The 13,320-nt window shown below is 65.3% G+C and carries 19 protein-coding genes; 15 read left to right on the forward strand and 4 right to left on the reverse strand.

Features of this window, described 5'->3' with window-relative positions; translation table 11 throughout:
* Nucleotides 1-14: 14 nt before the first annotated feature.
* Both LK459_RS15940 and LK459_RS15945 read right to left on the reverse strand, forming a co-directional pair.
* Nucleotides 15-2,030, reverse strand: a complete 2,016-nt coding sequence (locus LK459_RS15940) for a fumarate reductase/succinate dehydrogenase flavoprotein subunit (protein ID WP_407648600.1) — start codon at nt 2,028-2,030, stop codon at nt 15-17.
* Nucleotide 2,031: 1 nt separating this feature from the next.
* On the reverse strand, nt 2,032-2,799 hold the full coding sequence (locus tag LK459_RS15945; RefSeq protein ID WP_227919508.1) for a succinate dehydrogenase cytochrome b subunit: 768 nt from the start codon (nt 2,797-2,799) through the stop codon (nt 2,032-2,034).
* A gap of 492 nt (nt 2,800-3,291) precedes the next feature.
* Here LK459_RS15945 and rpsJ point away from each other — a divergent pair, with 492 nt between their 5' ends.
* From rpsJ to LK459_RS16005, 12 genes are all read left to right on the forward strand, one after another.
* Nucleotides 3,292-3,597, forward strand: coding sequence for a 30S ribosomal protein S10 (gene rpsJ / locus LK459_RS15950; RefSeq protein WP_003938093.1), 306 nt, complete (start codon nt 3,292-3,294; stop codon nt 3,595-3,597).
* Between the two features lie 19 nt (nt 3,598-3,616).
* Nucleotides 3,617-4,276: a 50S ribosomal protein L3 gene (gene rplC, locus LK459_RS15955; RefSeq protein ID WP_007236691.1), complete on the forward strand. Its 660-nt coding sequence runs from the start codon at nt 3,617-3,619 to the stop codon at nt 4,274-4,276.
* Entirely contained in the window at nt 4,273-4,959 is a 687-nt protein-coding gene (gene rplD / locus LK459_RS15960; RefSeq protein WP_064868224.1) for a 50S ribosomal protein L4, read from the forward strand. The genes rplC and rplD overlap by 4 nt, the downstream gene beginning before the upstream one ends.
* Nucleotides 4,960-4,961: 2 nt before the next feature.
* The gene (gene rplW / locus LK459_RS15965) at nt 4,962-5,267 is read left to right on the forward strand and encodes a 50S ribosomal protein L23 (protein ID WP_005170305.1); all 306 of its coding nucleotides are present in this window, start codon (nt 4,962-4,964) and stop codon (nt 5,265-5,267) included.
* 29 nt (nt 5,268-5,296) lie between these two features.
* Nucleotides 5,297-6,133, forward strand: a complete 837-nt coding sequence (rplB, locus tag LK459_RS15970) for a 50S ribosomal protein L2 (protein WP_007236693.1) — start codon at nt 5,297-5,299, stop codon at nt 6,131-6,133.
* A gap of 18 nt (nt 6,134-6,151) precedes the next feature.
* Nucleotides 6,152-6,433, forward strand: a complete 282-nt coding sequence (rpsS, locus tag LK459_RS15975) for a 30S ribosomal protein S19 (RefSeq protein ID WP_005203946.1) — start codon at nt 6,152-6,154, stop codon at nt 6,431-6,433.
* Nucleotides 6,433-6,843 carry a 50S ribosomal protein L22 gene (gene rplV / locus LK459_RS15980; RefSeq protein ID WP_005170314.1) on the forward strand — a complete coding sequence of 137 codons (411 nt, stop codon included), beginning with the start codon at nt 6,433-6,435 and terminating at the stop codon, nt 6,841-6,843. The genes rpsS and rplV overlap by 1 nt, the downstream gene beginning before the upstream one ends.
* Nucleotides 6,844-6,845: 2 nt before the next feature.
* Nucleotides 6,846-7,658 carry a 30S ribosomal protein S3 gene (rpsC, locus tag LK459_RS15985; RefSeq protein WP_005170317.1) on the forward strand — a complete coding sequence of 271 codons (813 nt, stop codon included), beginning with the start codon at nt 6,846-6,848 and terminating at the stop codon, nt 7,656-7,658.
* Nucleotides 7,659-7,661: 3 nt separating this feature from the next.
* Nucleotides 7,662-8,078: a 50S ribosomal protein L16 gene (gene rplP / locus LK459_RS15990; protein WP_007236694.1), complete on the forward strand. Its 417-nt coding sequence runs from the start codon at nt 7,662-7,664 to the stop codon at nt 8,076-8,078.
* Nucleotides 8,078-8,311, forward strand: coding sequence for a 50S ribosomal protein L29 (gene rpmC, locus LK459_RS15995; RefSeq protein WP_005170321.1), 234 nt, complete (start codon nt 8,078-8,080; stop codon nt 8,309-8,311). Before rplP ends, rpmC begins: the two co-directional genes overlap by 1 nt.
* Complete coding sequence (gene rpsQ / locus LK459_RS16000) at nt 8,308-8,598, forward strand: 30S ribosomal protein S17 (RefSeq protein ID WP_005170322.1); 291 nt, start codon at nt 8,308-8,310, stop codon at nt 8,596-8,598. Before rpmC ends, rpsQ begins: the two co-directional genes overlap by 4 nt.
* A 102-nt stretch (nt 8,599-8,700) precedes the next feature.
* Complete coding sequence (locus LK459_RS16005; RefSeq protein ID WP_169315776.1) at nt 8,701-8,847, forward strand: hypothetical protein; 147 nt, start codon at nt 8,701-8,703, stop codon at nt 8,845-8,847.
* Nucleotides 8,848-9,075: 228 nt separating this feature from the next.
* Here the strand turns inward: LK459_RS16005 and LK459_RS16010 are convergent, their stop codons facing one another.
* Nucleotides 9,076-9,432 carry a GNAT family N-acetyltransferase gene (locus tag LK459_RS16010; protein WP_007236695.1) on the reverse strand — a complete coding sequence of 119 codons (357 nt, stop codon included), beginning with the start codon at nt 9,430-9,432 and terminating at the stop codon, nt 9,076-9,078.
* Between the two features lie 394 nt (nt 9,433-9,826).
* On the opposite strand from LK459_RS16010, the gene LK459_RS16015 reads away from it, so the two are divergent.
* Genes LK459_RS16015 through LK459_RS16025 form a run of 3 tightly spaced genes read left to right on the forward strand, consistent with a single transcriptional unit; the run spans nt 9,827 to nt 13,019 of the window.
* The gene (locus LK459_RS16015; protein ID WP_227919510.1) at nt 9,827-11,359 is read left to right on the forward strand and encodes an ATP-binding cassette domain-containing protein; all 1,533 of its coding nucleotides are present in this window, start codon (nt 9,827-9,829) and stop codon (nt 11,357-11,359) included.
* A complete protein-coding gene (locus LK459_RS16020; protein ID WP_227919512.1) occupies nt 11,356-12,183 on the forward strand; it encodes an ABC transporter permease in 828 nt (275 codons plus the stop codon). Before LK459_RS16015 ends, LK459_RS16020 begins: the two co-directional genes overlap by 4 nt.
* Nucleotides 12,180-13,019 (forward strand): ABC transporter permease, encoded by an 840-nt coding sequence (locus LK459_RS16025; RefSeq protein WP_007236698.1) that lies wholly within the window; start codon nt 12,180-12,182, stop codon nt 13,017-13,019. Before LK459_RS16020 ends, LK459_RS16025 begins: the two co-directional genes overlap by 4 nt.
* A gap of 82 nt (nt 13,020-13,101) precedes the next feature.
* Here LK459_RS16025 and LK459_RS16030 read toward each other — a convergent pair whose 3' ends face one another.
* Complete coding sequence (locus tag LK459_RS16030; RefSeq protein ID WP_227919513.1) at nt 13,102-13,287, reverse strand: hypothetical protein; 186 nt, start codon at nt 13,285-13,287, stop codon at nt 13,102-13,104.
* Nucleotides 13,288-13,320: the final 33 nt, after the last annotated feature.

Genomic DNA, 13,320 nt, shown 5'->3' on the forward strand with positions numbered 1-13,320 from the left:
TCACTCCTCGACTGTCACTTGTAGTTTCGTGTCTGCAACGGCACCGCCGTGAACGTGAGTGGCTCACGGTGACGTATCTGCTCACCGCTCGGCGTCGTTTCCCATGCCGATGCGAACGTCCAGTGTTCGTCGTCGCGTAAGGCCTCGCCCTGCGCGGTCTGGTGTTCGACGCGGAAGTGGGCGCCACACGATTCGTCGCGGTCGAGGGCGTCGAGGCACATCACCTCGGCGAGTTCCATGAAGTCGGCAACGCGGCCGGCGCGTTCGAGTTCTTGGTTGAACTGTGCGCCGCTTCCGACGACCCGCACGTCCGACCAGAATTCGTCCCGCAGTTCGCGGACCTCGCCGAGCGCGGTGGCCAACGACTCCGCGCTGCGCATGACCCCGCATCCGCGATAGAGGATCTCGCCGAGTCTGCGGTGGAAGCGGTCGGGTCCGGTCGTGCCGTCGACGGCGATCAGACGGGAGATGCGGTCGCGCACCGATGTCACGGCCTCCCCGACAGCCTCGTGATCGAGCGGCAGCGGTGCCTCACCGAGGAGCGGTGCGAGGTAATTCGGCACCGAATAGGGGAGCGTGAACCAACCGTCGACACAGGCCGACAGCAGCGAGTTCGCGCCGAGACGATTGGCGCCGTGATAGCCCCAGCCGACCTCCCCGCCGACGAACAGTCCGGGGATCGAGGACATCTGGTCGAAATCCGACCACAACCCGCCCATGGTGAAGTGCGCTGCGGGCGCGATACGCATCGGAACTTCGTACGGGTCTTCGCCGGTCGCGTCGTGGTACATCGAGAAGAGGTTGCCGTAGCGCTCGGCGATCGTCGCTCTGCCGAGGCGGGCGAGGGCGTCGGCGAAATCGAGGTAGACGCTGTTGTGTAGCGGTCCGACGCCATGCCCGCTGTTGATCTCGGTGACGGCTGCCCGCGACGCGACGTCGCGCGGGGTGAGGTTGCCGTAGGCGGGGTAGCGACGTTCGAGGTAGTAGTCGCGCTCGGCGTCGGGGATGTCGCCGGGAGCGCGGTCGTCGTGTTCCTTCTTCGGCACCCAGATACGGCCGTCGTTGCGCAGGGATTCGCTCATGAGCGTCGTCTTGGACTGCCACTCGGCACTGACCGGCAGCGCGGTCGGGTGGAACTGGATGAACGACGGCGAGGCGAGGAGCGCTCCACGACGATGCGCCCGCCACGACGCCGTCGCGTTGCAGTTGCGCGCGAGCGTCGACTGGAAGTACACGGTCCCGTAGCCGCCGGTCGCGAGCACGACGGCGTGGGCGGTCTCCGCGGTGATCTCCCCGGTGATCAGGTCGCGGACGACGACGCCCTGCGCACGACCGTCGGCGACGATGAGGTCGAGCATCTCCTGCCGCGTGTGCAGCGTGACGGTCCCGGCGGAAACCTGGCGCAGCAACGCCTGCGACGCCGCGACCTGCAACTGTTGGCCCGTCTGGCCGCGCGTGTAGTAGGTGCGCGAGACCTGTACGCCGCCGAAGCTGCGGGTGGCCAGCGACCCGCCGTACTCGCGGGCGAACGGGGCACCGATCGCGTTGAGATGGTCGATGACGCGCACCGACTCCTCTGCGAGACGGAAGGCGTCAGCCTCGCGGCCACGGAAGTCGCCGCCTTTGACGGTGTCGACGACGAAGCGGTGCAGCGAATCGTTGTCGACCTTGCGTGCCCGCGCGGCGTTGATGCCGCCCTGCGCGGCGACGCTGTGTGCGCGGCGCGGGGCGTCGTGGAAGGTGTAGGACGACACGTTGTAGCCGAGCTCACCGAGCGCCGCGGCGCACCCGGCGCCGGCCAGTCCGGTCCCGACCACGATCACGGTGAACTTGCGCCGGTTGAGTGGTCCGACGAGTTTGTAGGCGTCGCGCCGACGCTGCCAGGCCGTCGCGGGATCGCCGTCGGGGACACCGGAGGCGAGGTCGGTGCCGATACTGCGCAGGACGTCGATGTCGGGGGACGCGACGCGTCCAGCGGACGCGGCCGGCTTCACGTCGGGTGTTGTGGTGTCGGGTGCCGTGTGTGTCACGTCAGCTCACCAGACCCGCGAGCACCGCGATCGGGATCGAGATGTTGCCGATCATGACCGCGCCGGCGACCACGAGCGCGATGACCGCACCGACCTGTCGTGTGCGGTGGCCCGTGGCACCGAGATCGTTGACCACACTCCACAGGCCGTGGACGAGATGAATGCCGAGCAGCACCATCACAAGGATGTAGAAGGTCGCCACCGGCCAGCGCTGCAGACTCTCGACGAGATTGTGATAGGCGTGCGAGCTGTTCTCTGTCGTCCTCACGAAGTGGTCACTGGCCGCAGGTCTCGTTCCGGTCGTCAGGTCGAGGATATGGAAGACGATGAAGACGAGCAGCACCAGCCCGGTGTAGGGCATCAGCGTCGCGGGTAGTCGTTTGATGCTCATGCCGGTGCGCCGAAAGCGGCCCTTCGCCTTGTGGGAACGCCCGATCAGGACAGTCGACGCACCTACGTGAAGCACGAGACACGCAACCAGGACCGCACGGAAGATCCAGAGCATTCCCTCGTAGGGCAGTAGTGGTTCGAGGAGCGTGCGCAGCCAGTGCGCGTAGTCGTCGAAGTGGGTGGCGCCGGTGTAGACCTTGAGGTTGCCGATCATGTGCACCAGCACGAACAGCGCGAACACCGTCCCCGTCAGAGCCATCGTGACCTTGAGGGTGACGTTGCTCGGACGCGGGCGACGTGCTGTCGGCATCGGTGTGACCGCTCGGGGTGTGCCGACCGTCGTCGGCTTGTCCGGACGTGGAGGATTGAGCGTGCTCATGGGTAGACCTAGTCGTAGGCCCGGGGCTGGCTGGCCGTATGTCGGGGTCCCTGACGTCGAGCGTATGAGGTTGCGACGCACACTTCTCGGCGACGTGGCGATCGTTGCGTAACCGGGATTGGATGATCTCGTTCCGACCGCGTGCAAGCGCAATTTGAATCTCGCCCCCGACCTGGTGCATACTTGTCGGGTTGCCTTGACCGGTGGACGTGGTTTTCTGCGGCCCCGATCGGGTGAATGACTCCCAAGGTTCCCGATCCAACGGACCGAGGGCGTGTAACGCGTGCGCCGAATCCGGTTCACGGCCTCGACACGCCCGACCGCGGGTGCCGGAGCAAAACGGTTCGTACCAGCGACGAGCCAACGTACAACGACAGATGAACAGCGTCGATCCCCGACTCTCACGCGGAGATCTATGTGCCCGCCGACCCGTGTCGGCCCCAGGTGCGCGGTGTTTGTCTGTCGAGAACAACTGACGGAAGAGGACACAGCGTGGCGGGACAGAAGATCCGCATCAGGCTCAAGGCCTACGACCACGAGGCGATCGACGCTTCGGCGCGCAAGATCGTGGAGACCGTGACCCGTACGGGTGCACGCGTCGTCGGCCCGGTGCCGTTGCCCACCGAAAAGAACGTGTACTGCGTCATCCGCTCGCCGCACAAGTACAAGGACAGCCGCGAGCACTTCGAGATGCGCACTCACAAGCGACTCATCGACATCCTCGACCCGACGCCGAAGACCGTCGACGCGCTGATGCGCATCGACCTTCCGGCGAGCGTCGACGTCAACATCCAGTAGGCGGGGGGCGAAGAGAATCATGAGCAATCAGAAAGCGACCAAGGGAATTCTGGGCACCAAGCTCGGCATGACCCAGGTCTTCGACGAGAACAACCGTGTCGTTCCGGTCACCGTCATCCAGGCGGGCCCGAACGTCATCACCCAGCTCCGTAGCGAGGACCGCGATGGCTACACCGCGGTGCAGCTCGCCTACGGTGCGATCGACCCCCGCAAGGTGACCAAGCCGGTCGCGGGCCAGTTCGCGAAGGCAGGCGTCACGCCGCGTCGCCACCTGGCAGAGATCCGCGTCTCCGACACCAGCGAGTTCGAGGTCGGTCAGGAACTGACCGCCGAGATCTTCGCCGACGGTGCACTGGTCGACGTCACCGGCACCTCCAAGGGCAAGGGATTCGCAGGCGTCATGAAGCGCCACGGATTCGCAGGCCTGGGTGCCAGCCACGGCGCGCACCGCGTGCACCGTGCCCCCGGCTCGATCGGTGGCTGTGCCACCCCGGGTCGTGTCTTCAAGGGCATGCGTATGGCCGGTCGCATGGGTAACGACACCGTGACCACGCAGAACCTCACCGTCCACAAGGTGGACGCCGAGGCCGGTCTGCTGTTGATCAAGGGCGCCATCCCCGGCCGCAAGGGCGGAATCGTGGTCGTCCGTGACGCTGTGAAGGGTGGTGCGACCAAGTGAGCACCGAAACCACAACGAAGTTGACGCTGGACGTCAAGACCGCTGACGGCAAGACCAACGGAACCGTTGACCTGCCCGCCGAGATCTTCGACGCGCCCGCGAACATCGCGCTGATGCACCAGGTCGTCGTGGCCCAGCAGGCCGCTGCACGCCAGGGCACACACGCAACCAAGACCCGTGGACAGGTCAGCGGTGGCGGCGCCAAGCCGTACCGCCAGAAGGGCACCGGTCGCGCCCGCCAGGGTTCGACCCGCGCACCGCAGTTCACCGGTGGTGGCACCGTGCACGGCCCGCAGCCGCGCGACTACACCCAGCGCACCCCCAAGAAGATGAAGGCTGCCGCACTGCGCGGCGCGCTGAGCGATCGCGCTCGCAACGAGCGCATCCACGTCATCACCGAGCTCGTCGCAGGCCAGGCGCCGTCGACCAAGAGCGCTCGGCAGTTCCTCGAGGCACTCAGCGACCGACGGAAGTTCCTCGTCGTGCTCGGCCGTGAGGACCTGACCGCGTGGAAGAGCGTTGCGAACCTGCAGAACGTTCTGCCGATCGCTCCCGACCAGCTCAACACCTACGACGTCCTCGAGTCGGACGAAGTGGTGTTCAGCGTCGAGACGCTCAACGCGTTCATCGCACAGAACACGTCGACGGCCACGTCCGTCGCGACTGAGACAGAGGAGGCCTGAGCATGGCTACGCAGGCTGACCCGCGTGACATCATCCTGGCGCCGGTGATCTCGGAGAAGTCCTACGGACTCATCGAGGACAACGTCTACACCTTCCTGGTGCACCCGGACTCGAACAAGACACAGATCAAGATCGCCGTCGAGCAGATCTTCGATGTGACCGTCTCGAACGTCAACACCGCGAACCGCCAGGGCAAGCGCAAGCGCACCCGCTTCGGCTACGGCCAGCGCAAGTCCACCAAGCGCGCGATCGTCACGTTGACCGCTGACAGCAAGCCCATCGAGATCTTCGGAGGACCGGTCGGCTGACCGGGACTCCAGAGAAGGACTGAGAACTCATGGCTATTCGTAAGTACAAGCCGACGACCCCGGGTCGTCGCGGATCGAGCGGCGCAGATTTCGCCGAGGTCACCCGCGACCACCCCGAGAAGTCGCTGGTTCGTCCGCTGCACGGTCGCGGTGGACGTAACGCACACGGCCGGATCACCACCCGGCACAAGGGCGGCGGTCACAAGCGCGCATACCGCTTGATCGACTTCCGTCGCAACGACAAGGACGGCGTCAACGCCAAGGTCGCTCACATCGAGTACGACCCGAACCGCACCGCACGTATCGCGCTGCTGCACTACGTAGACGGCGAGAAGCGCTACATCATCGCACCCCGCGGTCTGTCGCAGGGCGACGTGGTGGAGAGCGGTCCCGCCGCCGACATCAAGCCCGGCAACAACCTGCCGCTGCGCAACATCCCGACCGGTACCCAGGTGCACGCCGTCGAGCTGCGCCCCGGTGGCGGCGCGAAGATGGCCCGCAGCGCGGGCGCGTCGATCCAGCTCCTCGGCAAGGAGGGCGCATACGCGACCCTGCGTATGCCGTCCGGTGAGATCCGTCGCGTCGACGTGCGCTGCCGCGCAACAGTCGGCGAGGTCGGCAACGCCGAGCAGAGCAACATCAACTGGGGCAAGGCCGGCCGTATGCGCTGGAAGGGCAAGCGCCCGACCGTCCGCGGTGTCGTGATGAACCCGGTCGACCACCCGCACGGTGGCGGCGAGGGCAAGACCTCCGGTGGTCGCCACCCGGTCAGCCCGTGGGGTCAGCCCGAGGGCCGTACCCGTAAGAACAAGGCCAGCGACAAGCTGATCGTCCGGCGCCGTCGCACCGGCAAGAACAAGCGATAAGCAGGGAGGAGTTAGAGAATGCCACGCAGCCTCAAGAAGGGCCCGTTCGTCGACGACCACCTGCTCGCCAAGGTGGACACGCAGAACGAAAAAGGCACCAAGCAGGTCATCAAGACCTGGTCGCGCCGTTCGACCATCATTCCCGACTTCATCGGTCATACCTTCGCCGTCCACGACGGTCGCAAGCATGTCCCGGTGTTCGTCTCGGACAACATGGTCGGGCACAAGCTGGGCGAGTTCGCCCCCACCCGTACCTTCAAGGGTCACATCAAGGATGACCGGAAAGCGAAGCGCCGGTAATGACTACGCAGACCGATAATCCCACCGCGAAGGCGACCGCCAAGTTCGTTCGCGTGACGCCGATGAAGGCCCGTCGTGTACTCGACCTGGTCCGCGGCAAGAACGTCGACGAGGCGCTCGACATCCTGCGGTTCGCGCCGCAGTCGGCGTCGGAGCCCGTCTACAAGGTTCTCGCCAGCGCTGTCGCGAACGCCGAGAACAACCTGGATCTGGATCGCCGGACCCTGGTCGTGGCGACCGCGTTCGCCGACGAGGGCCCGACGCTCAAGCGGTTCCAGCCGCGTGCTCAGGGTCGCGCGTTCCGAATCCGCAAGCGCACCAGCCACATCACTGTTGTGGTCGAGAGTCTTCCCGAGAAGGCATCGTCCGCACGCGGCCGGTCGCGTCAGCCGAAGAAGAAGGGAGCCTGACAGTGGGCCAGAAAATCAACCCGCACGGCTTCCGTCTGGGCATCACCACCGACTGGAGTTCGCGGTGGTACGCCGACAAGCAGTACGCGGAGTACGTGAAAGAAGATGTCGCCATCCGCAAGCTCCTCTCGACGGGGCTCGAGCGCGCAGGCATCGCCAAGGTGGAGATCGAGCGCACGCGTGACCGCGTCCGCGTCGACATCCACACGGCTCGTCCCGGCATCGTCATCGGCCGCCGTGGCGCCGAGGCCGACCGCATCCGCGGTGACCTGGAGAAGCTGACCGGTAAGCAGGTCCAGCTGAACATCCTCGAGGTCAAGAACCCGGAGTCGGAGGCACAGCTCGTCGCCCAGGGCGTCGCCGAGCAGTTGAGCAACCGCGTGGCGTTCCGTCGCGCGATGCGCAAGGCGATCCAGTCGGCGATGCGTCAGCCGAACGTGAAGGGCATCCGGGTCCAGTGCTCGGGTCGCCTCGGCGGAGCAGAAATGAGCCGCAGTGAGTTCTACCGCGAGGGTCGCGTGCCGCTGCACACGCTGCGCGCCGACATCGACTACGGACTCTACGAAGCCAAGACGACCTTCGGCCGCATCGGCGTGAAGGTCTGGATCTACAAGGGTGACATCGTCGGTGGCAAGCGTGAGCTGTCCGCAGCCGCGCCGGCAGCCGAGGATCGTCGTCCGCGTCGTCCCAGCCGTCCTCGCCGCAGCGGTGCCTCGGGCACCACGGCCACCAGCACCGACGCAGGTCGGGCAGCGGAGGCTCCTGCCGAGGCAACTGCTGGCGCCGGCGCCGGAGCAGAAAAGCAGGAGGGCTGAGGCATGTTGATCCCTCGTCGGGTCAAGCACCGCAAGCAGCATCACCCGAGCCTCAAGGGCCAGGCCAAGGGCGGCACCAAGGTGACGTTCGGTGACTACGGCATCCAGGCTCTGGAGAGCGCCTACATCACCAACCGTCAGATCGAGTCCGCTCGTATCGCCATCAACCGGCACATCAAGCGTGGCGGCAAGGTGTGGATCAACATCTTCCCCGACCGTCCGCTGACCAAGAAGCCCGCCGAGACCCGCATGGGTTCCGGTAAGGGTTCGCCCGAGTGGTGGGTCGCCCCGGTCAAGCCGGGTCGCGTGCTGTTCGAGATGACCTACCCGGATGAGCAGACCGCTCGCGAGGCACTGCGCCGCGCGCAGCACAAGCTGCCCATCAAGACCCGGATCGTGACCAGAGAGGAGCAGTTCTGATGGCACTCGGAGTTGCAGCGGCCGAGCTTCGTGAGCTCACCGACACCGACCTGGTCGACCGGCTCAAAGAGTCGAAGGAAGAGCTGTTCAACCTTCGGTTCCAGATGGCCACCGGCCAGCTCGACAACAACCGTCGTCTGCGGACCGTGCGTCGCGAGATCGCGCGCATCTACACCGTGATGCGCGAGCGTGAGCTGGGTCTGGCGTCGGGACCGGATGGTGATGACGCATGAGTGAGGACCAGAAGGTGACCGAAACCCAGACGCAAGAGCGTAACCGTCGCAAGGAGCGCATCGGTTACGTCGTCAGCGACAAGATGCAGAAGACCATCGTGGTCGAGCTGGAAGATCGTACGCGCCACCCGCTGTACGGCAAGATCATCCGCACCACGAGCAAGGTCAAGGCCCACGACGAGAAGGGCGATGCCGGCGTCGGCGACCGCGTGCGGATCATGGAGACCCGCCCGCTGTCCGCGACCAAGCACTGGCGTCTCGTCGAGGTGCTGGAGAAGGCCAAGTAAGAGCCGTCTCCGCCAGACAACGACTGTGGCCCGTCCCCTTTGAGGGGGGCGGGCCACAGTCGTATGTATTGGGGTGCTTTCGCTGTTCGGTGCGGGTGTCCGATGGCATCAGCCGGCCATGCGACGGTTGACGATGTGTCGAATGGTGCCGGGACCGGCTGCATGCGTCGTGATCGTGTCGAGGCCGTCGGCGTTGGTGAGGTGCCGCAGTCGCGCGTACTGGCCACCGGACTCGCCGAGCGGGGATGAGCCCGTCAGCCACTCGACAGGAACGCTTCGTCAGAAACGACTCGACCCGCCCGACTACGGAAAGCCAGGCGGGTCGGTGACCGGTGCGCCGCTACTCACCCGGAGAGGTGGCCGGTGAGCTGCTCGACCGTCGTGGTGAGCGGTCGTCCACCCCCGCTCACACTTCAAATATAAGAACTGGCCTGGGTGTCGGACAGGGACTTTGGGCCCGACTTGGCCGACGGAACGCTACGTGGTGACGCTCTGGATCCAGTTGATGTCGTCGGGCGTGACCTTGCGCGACTTCGCCGCGTAGTCGGAGTGCTCCTGCAGGAAGTGTCGCACCATCGGGCAGACGGGAACGATCAGCTTGCCCGCGGCGATCGAGTCGTCGAGTGCCTCCTGGACGAGGATCGTCGCGAGCCCGCGTCCGCCGAAATCCGGCCCGACCTCCGTGTGGTAGAAAACCCGCTCTGCGTTCCCGTCATGATCACGATCGCGATAAGCGGTCAGGCCGGCGACACGGCCGTCGACGCTGATCTGGTAGCGATTGTCGTCCGGAAGGTGGGTGACGTTGGTTTCGGCTCCGGTCTTGTCGGTGGTCATGGGTCTCCTTGAATCGGTGGTGATGAGTCCATCGGTCAGCCGACAGTGTGTGGCGAACGAGTTCCCGGGTTCCCTTTCGCACAATAGTCTTCAGTCGTGAGACGGATCGGAAGCTCGTTCCCGCGGTGGCGAGTCCGCGATGCGCCGCACCTGATGACGCGTCTCCTCGGTGTGTCGTCGGTAATCCGACGCGGAGAATGTTACGAAATGGTCAGGCAAACCGATGTATGAGTGAATTGTGCACTTCGATATCGGTGATCGTCGTCTGGAGACAACGGCCATCGAAGATATGGTGGTGCGGTCGGGACGAGGTGGTTTCCGAACGTGGCCGCTCGGCACACGTGGGCAGATCTGCCGCTGTTCTCAGCGCTAGCTTTCCGAAGAAAGGCATCTGATGCATGACGTCTCGATCGACGCACAGAGACGTTGGCGTGTCGATGAGGTCGGGTATGCGTCCGCGGCGCAGACTTCTTTGCCACCGGAGCGGTCGACGCTGTCTTTCGACGATGCGGATTCCGACCCTGCCGGCGAATTGTTGCGTCGGTGGCGCGAGGAACGCGTTGCCACGAGCTCCACAAACGGGAACGGTGCGGCTTCGGCCGTGAATGGGTTTGTCGGCGATTCCCTGCGACAGGGCAGCCGACCCGAGGTCGGGTCGGTGTCCGGAGGCGCCGGCTCGATCGCCCGGCAAGCGACCACGCCCGTCGGCCGCCACGCCGCCGTCGACGGCGAGAGTCCTGCCGTTGGTCCGTTGGGCGGGCGCGGACCGGGGAAGCCGATCGGTGACGTCGAGAATCTGGTGCCGGCATCGTGGCGGGAGCACAGCACATCCGACTCAGATTCGTGGACGCCCCGACAGCGGGGTCCTGCGGTCTCGCCGGACGAGGTCGCCGACACCGCTCGACCGAGCGCTGCGCCAGAGTCGTCGTCGGCGGATCCCGCCACGGCGATCCCCGCGCGCGATCTGGCGATCGAAGCACGCAATCTGCGCAAGCAGTTCGGCGACACGGTGGCTGTGTCGGATGTGAGTTTCGAGGTCGCCAGCGGCAGTATCGTCGCGCTGCTCGGTCCCAACGGAGCGGGCAAGACGACCACCGTCAACATGCTCTGCACATTGCTCAAACCCGACGGCGGGCGCGCTCAGGTCGCAGGGCATGACGTCTCGTCGGACCCAGCCGCCGTGCGGAGATCGATCATGCTGACCGGGCAGTTCGCCGCGCTCGACGAGTCCCTCTCGGGGCGAGAGAATCTCATCCTGTTCGGCAGGCTGTTGGGATTGTCGAAGTCAGCGGCCAAACAGCGGGCAAACGAGCTGCTCGAGATGTTCTCGTTGTCCGACGCCGCCAAGAAGCGAGTGGGACAGTATTCGGGCGGAATGCGACGACGGATCGACATCGCGTGTGGTCTCGTCGGTTCGCCGAAGGTCGTTTTCCTCGACGAACCGACCACCGGTCTGGATCCCCGCAGTCGTTCGGACGTCTGGACACTCGTGGAACAGTTGCGCGACAACGGGGTTTCTGTCCTGCTCACGACCCAGTACCTCGAAGAGGCGGATATGCTCGCCGACCGTATCGTCGTGATCGACAAGGGAACCGTGATCGCGGACGGCACGGCTGACCAGCTCAAAGCCGCGATCGGCGAATCGTACTGCGAGGTCACACCTGCCCGGGCCACGGACGTCGATCGCCTGCGAGTGGCCCTGCGTGACCTCATGGATGCGGATGCGAGCACCGAGTCGTCGATGGTCTCCATTCCTGCCCCGGACGGCCCGCAGACGCTCGTCGAGGTCCTACGCCGAGCCGAGGCCGCCGATATCGCATTGTCCGACGTCGCGATGCGCCGTCCGTCGCTGGACGAGGTGTTCCTCGTACTGACCGATCCCGATCGTGACCACCCCTCGGGAGACAGTGCGGTACAACAACGATGACAACCGACGTGCGGGCACAACCCCGGCTGCGGGTCTCCTCGGCGCTGGCCGATGGTGCTCACCCGAAGGCGCTTCAGCAATGGTGGGCGTTGACGACACGCGGGCTGGCGAAGGTCGTGCGTAACGGCGAGATCATCCTCGCCTTCCTGTCTCCCATCTTCCTTGCCGTCTGCTTCTACCTGCCGTTGCGCAAAGTGATGGACTCGCTGCCCGGCGTCAATTACGGGCAGTTCTTGATGCCGATCATCTTGTTGCAGGCGGTCAGCTTCGCGGTGTCGGCCGCCGCGATGCGGGCCTCGCTCGACGCGACTCAGGGCATCAACACCCGATTTCGCGTGCTGCCCATGAGGGCATGGATCCCCATGCTGGCTCGCACCGCCACCAACGTGGTGCTGTTGGGTATCGCCATTGGATTCGGTTGCCTTGCGGCGCTCGTCATCGGGTGGAGGCCAGGCGGGGGAGTCCTCGGGACAATCGGGGTGATCGGGTTCGTCGCGCTCGTCGGCGTACTTCTGTCGATGGTGGCAGACGGAATCGGTCTGGTCGCCGGTTCGCCCGAGGCGACGAGCCAGGCCCTCATGTTGCCGACGCTCATACTCGGAATGCTCTCGACGGGATTCGTCCCCGAATCGCGGTTTCCCGAGTGGATCCGACCGTTCGCGCGCAATCAACCGATCTCGCAGTTCGTCGACGTGATGCGTGTCCTCGACTCGCCCGACACGGTCAGATGGGCGACAGTCGGTCCGAGTATCTGGTGGTGCCTGGCCCTGGCAGTCGCCGCCGTCGTGCTCCTGTTCGTCGGAAGCAGGAAGGTGCGGACGTGAGCCGGGAATCAGGCGCACTCGTCGCGACGTCCGCACAAGCCGTTGCGCCTCTGCCGGAACGGTCCTTTGCCGCATGGCTCAGGCAGAGTCGTACTCTCTCGGGTCGGCAGTTGTTGGTGACTGTGCGAGATGTCCCCACACTTCTGCAATCGCTGATCGTGCCCGGTTTGACGCTTGTCATGTTCAACGTGGTGCTCGGTGATTCGTTGGCCGCTGTGACCGGCGAGGACAGTATCTACGGAACCGTCCCGATGGTCATACTGGTCGGCGCCATGTTCGGTTCGATCGCGTCAGCGGTGCGGCTCAACCAAGAGCGTTCCACCGGGCTGCTGGCACGGCTGTACGTGTTGCCGATCAACCGGGCGGCCGACCTGACCTCGCGCGTCGTCTCAGAGCTCGTGCGTGTCGCCGCGGTCACCATCGTTCTGCTTGCGGTCGGCATGGTCATGGGCTTCCGGTTGCAGCAGGGTGTGGGCGCCGCGCTGGGACTCTTCGCGGTCGCGCTCGCCTACGGCGCCGCTTTCGCGACCTTTGTGCTGGCGCTGGCCGTCAACACTCCTTCAGGGGCACCGCTCGTGCCGATGATCGGACTCGTATCGAGTCTGATGATGTTCTTCAATTCGGGCTTCTCGCCGGTCGAGGCCTATCCGAACTGGCTGCAACCGGTGGTGCGGTACCAGCCGATGACCCCTGCGGTCGATTTGATGCGGTCGCTCACCGTCGGTGGTCCGATCGCGCACAACCTCACGATCGTCTCGATCTGGACCGTTGCGGTCCTAGGGCTTGCGATCTACCCCGCGCTGCGTGGCTACTCGAAGGCCGCGACGGCACGATGACATCTTCGCAATCCGTTGTGCGTCTCAGGGGACGCATGTAACGCAGAGCGTGGGGCCGACGATGAATCAGGTGTGCTGCGGATCACAGGTCTGCGGTGCGCGGATCGACGAGGGCTGCGTGACCACGACGCGAGTCGTCGTCGACAGGGATCGGCCCTTCGGCGCTCGCCAGGTCGTGGATCGCCGGGTCGGCGATGTCGGTCAACTGGACGACGCCGTATACCGATCGGCCCTGCCGGGTGTGTCGGACGGTGTGTGAACCCGGCACGCATTGTCCAATTGCTATCGATCAGGAAACCGC

This window comes from Gordonia otitidis (assembly GCF_020735545.1).
GTDB lineage: Bacteria > Actinomycetota > Actinomycetes > Mycobacteriales > Mycobacteriaceae > Gordonia > Gordonia otitidis.

Excerpts from the sequence above, each read along its gene's own strand:
- rpsS (WP_005203946.1), top strand. The coding sequence starts at position 6,152 with ATGCCACGCAGCCTCAAGAAGGGCCCGTTCGTCGACGACCACCTGCTC.
- rplB (WP_007236693.1), top strand. The coding sequence starts at position 5,297 with ATGGCTATTCGTAAGTACAAGCCGACGACCCCGGGTCGTCGCGGATCG.
- rplC (WP_007236691.1), top strand. The coding sequence starts at position 3,617 with ATGAGCAATCAGAAAGCGACCAAGGGAATTCTGGGCACCAAGCTCGGC.
- rpmC (WP_005170321.1), top strand. The coding sequence starts at position 8,078 with ATGGCACTCGGAGTTGCAGCGGCCGAGCTTCGTGAGCTCACCGACACC.
- rplP (WP_007236694.1), top strand. The coding sequence starts at position 7,662 with ATGTTGATCCCTCGTCGGGTCAAGCACCGCAAGCAGCATCACCCGAGC.
- rplV (WP_005170314.1), top strand. The coding sequence starts at position 6,433 with ATGACTACGCAGACCGATAATCCCACCGCGAAGGCGACCGCCAAGTTC.
- LK459_RS15945 (WP_227919508.1), bottom strand. The coding sequence starts at position 2,799 with ATGAGCACGCTCAATCCTCCACGTCCGGACAAGCCGACGACGGTCGGC.
- LK459_RS16015 (WP_227919510.1), top strand. The coding sequence starts at position 9,827 with ATGCATGACGTCTCGATCGACGCACAGAGACGTTGGCGTGTCGATGAG.
- rpsQ (WP_005170322.1), top strand. The coding sequence starts at position 8,308 with ATGAGTGAGGACCAGAAGGTGACCGAAACCCAGACGCAAGAGCGTAAC.
- LK459_RS16005 (WP_169315776.1), top strand. The coding sequence starts at position 8,701 with ATGGCATCAGCCGGCCATGCGACGGTTGACGATGTGTCGAATGGTGCC.
- LK459_RS16020 (WP_227919512.1), top strand. The coding sequence starts at position 11,356 with ATGACAACCGACGTGCGGGCACAACCCCGGCTGCGGGTCTCCTCGGCG.
- rplW (WP_005170305.1), top strand. The coding sequence starts at position 4,962 with ATGGCTACGCAGGCTGACCCGCGTGACATCATCCTGGCGCCGGTGATC.
- LK459_RS16010 (WP_007236695.1), bottom strand. The coding sequence starts at position 9,432 with ATGACCACCGACAAGACCGGAGCCGAAACCAACGTCACCCACCTTCCG.